Source organism: Streptomyces albidochromogenes (genome assembly GCF_005981925.1).
Classification (GTDB): domain Bacteria; phylum Actinomycetota; class Actinomycetes; order Streptomycetales; family Streptomycetaceae; genus Streptomyces; species Streptomyces albidochromogenes.
In genome coordinates, this window is record NZ_VBVX01000358.1 from 1 (window position 1) to 6106 (window position 6106).

The window sequence follows — 6106 nt, forward strand, 5'->3', positions numbered from 1 at the left end:
GGCCCGCCCGCCCCGGCCTCCGACCGACGCGACCGGTTGCTCACGCCGTATCCGGACAGCCTTGCGGCGGCGGAAGCCGCGAAGGTGACGCAGTAGGCCGTGCCTGCGAAGCAGACCTCGCCGGCAAGCAGCATCTCGCAGGGGCGGATGGCATGCCCCATCCCCCGATGTCGTCGCTGGGCCGGTACGCGGTCAAGTGCCGCGCAGCCATGAGGTGTGGCGGCCCTGGGGAGCTTGGCTACGGCGGTCAACGGGCGGGCGTGTCGGCCTTTTGGCGGTGGTGAAAGGAAGCGCCCGCTGGACTCCGAGCGCCGTACCGTCCGCCCTTGCCGGCACTGGTCCGCGGGGGAAGAGTCGGCGCCCGTACCGGGGCTCGAAACCGTTCGCCAGGCATCCAACGAAGGAGCTCGAGCATGAAGAGATCACGTCTCAGAGCATGGATCGTCGCAGTGGGCTCGACCGTGCTGGCCGCAGGAGTGGCACTGTCACCCGTGCACACAGCCGTGGCCGATCCCGCCGGGGTACAACGCACCCTCGACTGGGAGCAGTCGTCCGACCGCACCCTCCCCGCCGCAGCACCCCCCAACCTCAACAAGCAGTGGGCCACGTCGTACGGCGCCACCAACGTCACCAGCCCCACCCGCGACGGCTCCCACGCGGCGCGCTTCGAGCTGCGTAAATCCGATCCGGTCGTCTCCGGCAGCAAGCGGGCGGAGATATCGCAGCGTGATGAGCAACCCGCGGGCGCCGACCGCTGGTACGGCTTCAGCATCAACCTGGCGAGCACTTGGACCCACGACAGCTCGGCCGAGATCGTGAGCCAGTGGCATCAATGCGACGTCGGCTGCCCCGGCGGCTCGCCCCCCTTGGCACTCCTGACCGACGAAGGGCGCTGGAAGCTCGACTTCCGTGGTGAGCCCATCGATCTGGGGGCCTACACCACGGGGACCTGGGTCGACTGGGTCTTCCACGTGACCTGGCGGACGGACAGCACCGGTCTCCTTCAGGTGTGGAAGAACGGTCAGCGCGTCGTGCACCAGACCGGCCCAACCCACGACGGGGGACCACGGTCGCCCTACTTCAAGTTCGGCATCTACAAATGGGACTGGAACACCGGAGCTCCCTCCAGCACCACGCAGCGGGTGGTGTACTACGACGCTCTGCGTCTGGGTGACGAGCGCGCCGTCCACGGGGACGTCGCGCCCCAGCGCACCTGCGCGCGAGCCCCAGCGGTCGCCGCCGCGTCCGCCACCACGTACGAGCCGGCGAACCCACCCTCGAACGCCATCGACGGCAACCTGGCGACCCGCTGGTCCGGCCAGGGATTCGGCGCCGCACTGATCCTCGACACGGGCGCACCCCGCCAGCTCTGCGGCGCCACCGTGGCCTGGCACCGTGGTGACCTGCGGTGGAACGACTACACCATCCACGCGTCGCAGGACGGCGTCTCGTACACCAAGGTGTGGGAAGGCCGCAGTTCCGGTACGACCACGGCACCCGAGACCGTGCTCTTCACCTCGGGCCCGAGGGACGCGCGGTACCTCAAGATCTCGTTCTGGGCGAATCCGGAGAACGACTGGGCGAGCATCACCGAAGCGAAGCCACTCGGCCTCTAGCCGAGCGCGCACCGCCCACCCGGGCCCGCTGCCCTGCCGCGGCGGGCTCACCTCCGGTCGCGCTCGCTCACGGGCCCCGGTCGGCCAACTGCTCCGCGAAGACGGGCGCGCGCCGCGGTGCGTCACTGGTGTCAGCCGCCGAGGCGCGGGCCGGGGCGGGCCTGGGAGCGGAAGGTGCGGCGGTAGGTGTCCGGGGGAACGCCCACAGTTCGGGCGAAGTGGCGACGCAGGGTGGTGGCGGTGCCCATACCGGTGGCCGTGGCGATGGCGTCGACGGTGTTGTCGGTGGTCTCCAGCAATTCCTGGGCGTGGCGTATGCGCTGGGTGTGGAGCCACTGCAGCGGGGTGGTGCCGGTCACCTGCTTGAAGTGGCGGCCCAGGTGGCGTGAGCTCATGCGCGCCCGGCGGGCCAGGTCCTCCACGGTGAGCGGCTCGTCCAGCCGCCCCAGCACCCAGGGGAAGAGGTCGGCCAGCGGATGGTTGCCCGGCTCGGGGACGGGGGTGGCGATGAACTGGGCCTGGCCGCCGTCCCGGTGGGGTGGTACGACCAGGCGCCGGGCGATCTTGTTGGCGATCGACGAGCCGTGGTCGAGGCGGACCAGGTGGAGGCACAGGTCCATGGCCGCGGCCTTGCCGGCGGAGGTGAGCACGCTGCCGTTGTCGACGTAGAGAACGTCCGGGTCCACGGTGATCTTCGGGTGGCGCAGAGCCAGTTGCCGGGTGTGCGCCCAGTGCGTGGTGGCGCGCTTGCCGTCGAGGAGGCCGGCGGCGGCCAGGATGAAGGCGCCGGTGCACAGGGAGGCCACGCGTGCGCCCGCCTCATGGGCCGCGCGTACCGCTTCGACGAGTTCGGCGGGCGGGTCCTGGTCGGTGTCGGCCCAGCCCGGGACGATCACAGTGTCGGCGCGTGCCAGATGGTCGAGCCCATGGTCGGGTTCGATCGTGAAGCGGCCGACTTGCACGGTGTTCGGTCCGCAGAGCGAGAAGCTGTACCACGGGTCCGCGATGTGGGTCAGGTCGGCGCCGAAGACCTCGATCGCCAGGGAAAGCTCAAGGTGCAGCACGCCATCGGTGACGGCCAACGCGACAGTAGGCATGTCCGGAAGTGTATGGGTCATGTCGTTGCGGACACTCGTGCGGATCAGCGCTCCGCGACAGGATCCTCCTGACAGAGCGCGGCAGGTCGAAGGGGACCGGCTGCGGGTCATCCGCGTACGGACGAGTGCAGGGGAGTGGGCTCATGGGATCGGGTCAGACGGTGGCGGTGTTCGGCGCGTACGGACACACCGGGCGGTTCGTCGTGGCGGAGCTGGTGGAGCGCGGGTTCGTTCCGGTGCTGTCCGGCCGCGATGCCGCCAAGCTGAAGGCGCTGGCGTACGAGACGGGGCTGGAGGCGCGGGTGGCGTCGGTCGACGCACCGGACTCGCTCGACCGCGCGCTGGCCGGCGCCGCAGCCGTGATCAACTGTGCCGGGCCGTTCGCCTCGACGACCGCCCCCGTGATCGAGGCGGCCCTGCGGGCCAAGATTCCGTACCTTGACGTGGCGGCCGAGATCGAGGCCAACATCGACACCTTCGCGCACTTCGCCGACCGGGCACGGGAGGCGGCCGCGGTGATCGTGCCGGCGATGGCCTTCTTCGGTGGGCTGGGCGACCTGCTGGCCACCGCGGCCATGGGTGACTGGACCCAGGCCGACGAGGCGCACATCGCCTACGGCCTGAGCAGTTGGCACCCCACCGCCGGGACACGGCTTTCGGGCGCGGTCTCGCGGGAGCGGCGCGGTGAGCGGCGCATGCGCTTCACGAACGGTCAGTGGGACTACCGCACCGACGCCCCGCCGACCCTTGAGTGGCGCTTCCCCGAACCGATGGGTTCCCGGTCCGTGATCGGGGAGTTCACGATGGCCGACGTGGTGACCGTGCCCAGCCATCTGGCCATCCCGGACGTGACCACCTACATGACGGTCGAGGCCGTCCGTGACATAGCGTCCCCGGACACGCCGGTTCCGTCCGCGGCCGACGAAAGCGGACGGTCCGACCAGACCTTCCTGATCGACGCGGTCGTGCGGTCGGGCGGCGCCGAACGCCGCGCGGTGGCCCACGGCCAGGACATCTACGCCGTCACGGCCCCCCTCGTCGTGGAGGCCCTCGACCGCGTTCTCACCGGCCGCACTCGTACGGTCGGCGTCGCCGCCGCAGGCGAGATCTTCGACGCCCCCGACTTCCTGCGCGCCCTGTCCCCGCACATCACCCTGGAACTGCTCCCGTAGCGAAGGGGCGTCGGTCCTCAGGCGCGGAACCGGGCGCGGGACCGGGCGAAGTGGACTCAGGCGGTCGGACACTGCTCGGTGGTTCGAGCGGCGCGGTGCGTTCCTGCGATACGACGGCAGGTCCCGGCGGAGCTCGGGAGGGGCCGTCAGCAGCAGCCGCCTTCCGCCGTGCCCGCGACCGCTTCGAGGCGGCAGAAGCAGGACGCGTTGATCGGTACGTCCGCCATGGCGGACGCCAGCTTCAGCTGCTGGGCCACGATCTGCGCCTCCGCGCTCTTGCCCAGGCGCAGAAGACACTCGTGGAAGCCGTGCAGTGCCCATACGTTGCCGGGGTGCTGTGAAGGACGCGGCAGCGTGTCGTCGAGGCCCAGGTCGGCCCGGTAGACGGCCTCCGCCTCTTCCAGGCGTCCCTGTTCGAGCAGCAGGGCGCCGTACGCGTGCCGGGTGGGCTGCATCCAGCCCCACGGCTCGTCGTAGGGAAGGCCGTCGTCGAGTGTGATCGACCGCTCCAGCGCGGCGAACGCGGCGTCGTGATTCCCCTTGCGGTACTCGAGTTCGCCGTCGAGCATCTCGGACGCGATCGTGAGAATGTCGACGCAGGTGTTGTTGAACAGCATGCGTGACCCGGGTACGCGGGAGGCGGCCGCACGGAACAGTTCGCGTTCGCTCTCCGCCTCAGGAATCCGGCCGGTCGCCGAGAAGGCGACGCCGCGGGCGTAGCGGAGCATCGCCGTCGTCACGCAGTACAGCTCCGGGTCGGCGGGCAGCGGCAGTTCCAGGATGTCGGACCAGCGGCCGAAGCGGATGAGCACGTGCACCCGCATGGCGAGGAATCCCTCCAGCCAGTCGGCCATGGGGGGACTCTGCACCCTCAGCAGGTCCTCCGGGATGGAGGCCTCGAGCTGTGCGGCGGTCTCCAGGGCGGTCGCCGACTGGCCGAGGAACATCGCACCGTAGATCTTGAAGTGGTAGTTGTGCGAGCGGTACAGCGTGTAGAAGTTCATCGCGCCGGCCCGCGCACAGTACTTCTCGTCGGCGGCGATCGCGGCGGTGTTGTCCGACACCACACGCCGGTAGTCCCCGCAGAGCACCTCCAGGTGGGTGGGCATGTGCTGCAGATGCCCGGCGTCGGGTACGAGGCCGCGGAGCCGGTCCGCGACGGGCAGGGCGGCCTCGGGGGTCGGGGACATCTCCATGAGGTGGACGTACATGTGCAGAAGGCCGGGGTGCGCCTTCCCCCGCCCGGTGCCGATCGCCCGCTCGAGGACCGCCTTGGCCTCCAGCGTGCGGGAGCCTGCCGCCGGCAGCCCGGTCCGCAGGTCCCACAGCTGCCAGGGCGTGAGGTTCATCTGCGCGTCGGCATGGAGGGTGACGACATCGAGGTCGTCGGGAGCCAGCTCGTACACGGCGCGCATGCCGTCGGCGTAGGGCTCGTTCCACACAGAGCAGTCCTCGACCGCTTCCGCCTGCGGATACCGGTACCGCAACGCCTGGATCAGGGCCTGCTCGACCGGAGTGGCACCGGCCGCCTTCTCGTGCGCGCGTTCGACGGCCGCGTGGGTACGCTCGACGGTTCGCGCGAGGTCCTCGCCGTCGAAGAACTCCCAGGGCTTGTTGTAGTTCGGGCCGAGCGCGTAGGCGATGCCCCAGTAGGCCATCGCGCAGTCCGGATCCGCCGCGGCGGCGGCTTCGAAGCAGGACACGGCCTCCTCGTGGTGGAAGCCGTACGACCAGAGCAGCCCGCGGTCGAACCACATCTGGGCGACCGGGGAGGACGTCGTCACGGGACGGGTGTGGGTGCCGAGGTCGTAGTAGTCCATCCTTCTCTCCTCACGATACGGTCCGGTCGGCAACGGGTGCGTACGAGCCGTACGGACCGGCCGGACAGGGGGACGCGCCGAGACCGGCACGCACTGTCCCAACGCGGTGCAGGCCTTCGGGGACACCTGTGGCCGAGGATGGAACCGGTCTCGCCCGGCCTGGAACCGCGACACGCCGTGCCCGAGCCCGCCACTCGGACCGGGAGGTCGCCCGGCCCTCGTGATGACCCCGCCGCGCCAACGGCAACCCGATCAACGCCGCCCGGCGACCGGCGCGCCCGGCGTGCTCGGCGCGGGGCTGCCTGTGGGGGATGCGCTGACACTTCCGGTAGGACTCGGCGAAGGGCTGGTGGTCGCCGGGGGTGGCGACTGGCTGGGGCGGCCGGTGGAGGGGCTGGGAG

General features: G+C 70.6%; 4 protein-coding genes. 2 read left to right on the top strand and 2 right to left on the bottom strand.

What is annotated here, in order from left to right:
• The first annotated feature begins 413 nt into the window (after window positions 1-413).
• Window positions 414-1616 (top strand): heparin lyase I family protein, encoded by a 1203-nt coding sequence (locus tag E2E34_RS29920; RefSeq protein ID WP_138905002.1) that lies wholly within the window; start codon window positions 414-416, stop codon window positions 1614-1616.
• A gap of 131 nt (window positions 1617-1747) precedes the next feature.
• Here E2E34_RS29920 and E2E34_RS29925 read toward each other — a convergent pair whose 3' ends face one another.
• Entirely contained in the window at window positions 1748-2713 is a 966-nt protein-coding gene (locus E2E34_RS29925; RefSeq protein WP_138905003.1) for a helix-turn-helix domain-containing protein, read from the bottom strand.
• A gap of 143 nt (window positions 2714-2856) precedes the next feature.
• Between E2E34_RS29925 and E2E34_RS29930 the strand changes: the two genes are divergently transcribed.
• Window positions 2857-3885: a saccharopine dehydrogenase family protein gene (locus tag E2E34_RS29930; RefSeq protein WP_208765378.1), complete on the top strand. Its 1029-nt coding sequence runs from the start codon at window positions 2857-2859 to the stop codon at window positions 3883-3885.
• Window positions 3886-4031: 146 nt separating this feature from the next.
• Here E2E34_RS29930 and E2E34_RS29935 read toward each other — a convergent pair whose 3' ends face one another.
• Entirely contained in the window at window positions 4032-5705 is a 1674-nt protein-coding gene (locus E2E34_RS29935) for a tetratricopeptide repeat protein (protein WP_138905004.1), read from the bottom strand.
• Window positions 5706-6106 lie beyond the last annotated feature (401 nt).

Excerpts from the sequence above, each read along its gene's own strand:
- E2E34_RS29935 (WP_138905004.1), bottom strand. The coding sequence starts at position 5,705 with ATGGACTACTACGACCTCGGCACCCACACCCGTCCCGTGACGACGTCC.
- E2E34_RS29920 (WP_138905002.1), top strand. The coding sequence starts at position 414 with ATGAAGAGATCACGTCTCAGAGCATGGATCGTCGCAGTGGGCTCGACC.
- E2E34_RS29925 (WP_138905003.1), bottom strand. The coding sequence starts at position 2,713 with ATGCCTACTGTCGCGTTGGCCGTCACCGATGGCGTGCTGCACCTTGAG.
- E2E34_RS29930 (WP_208765378.1), top strand. The coding sequence starts at position 2,857 with ATGGGATCGGGTCAGACGGTGGCGGTGTTCGGCGCGTACGGACACACC.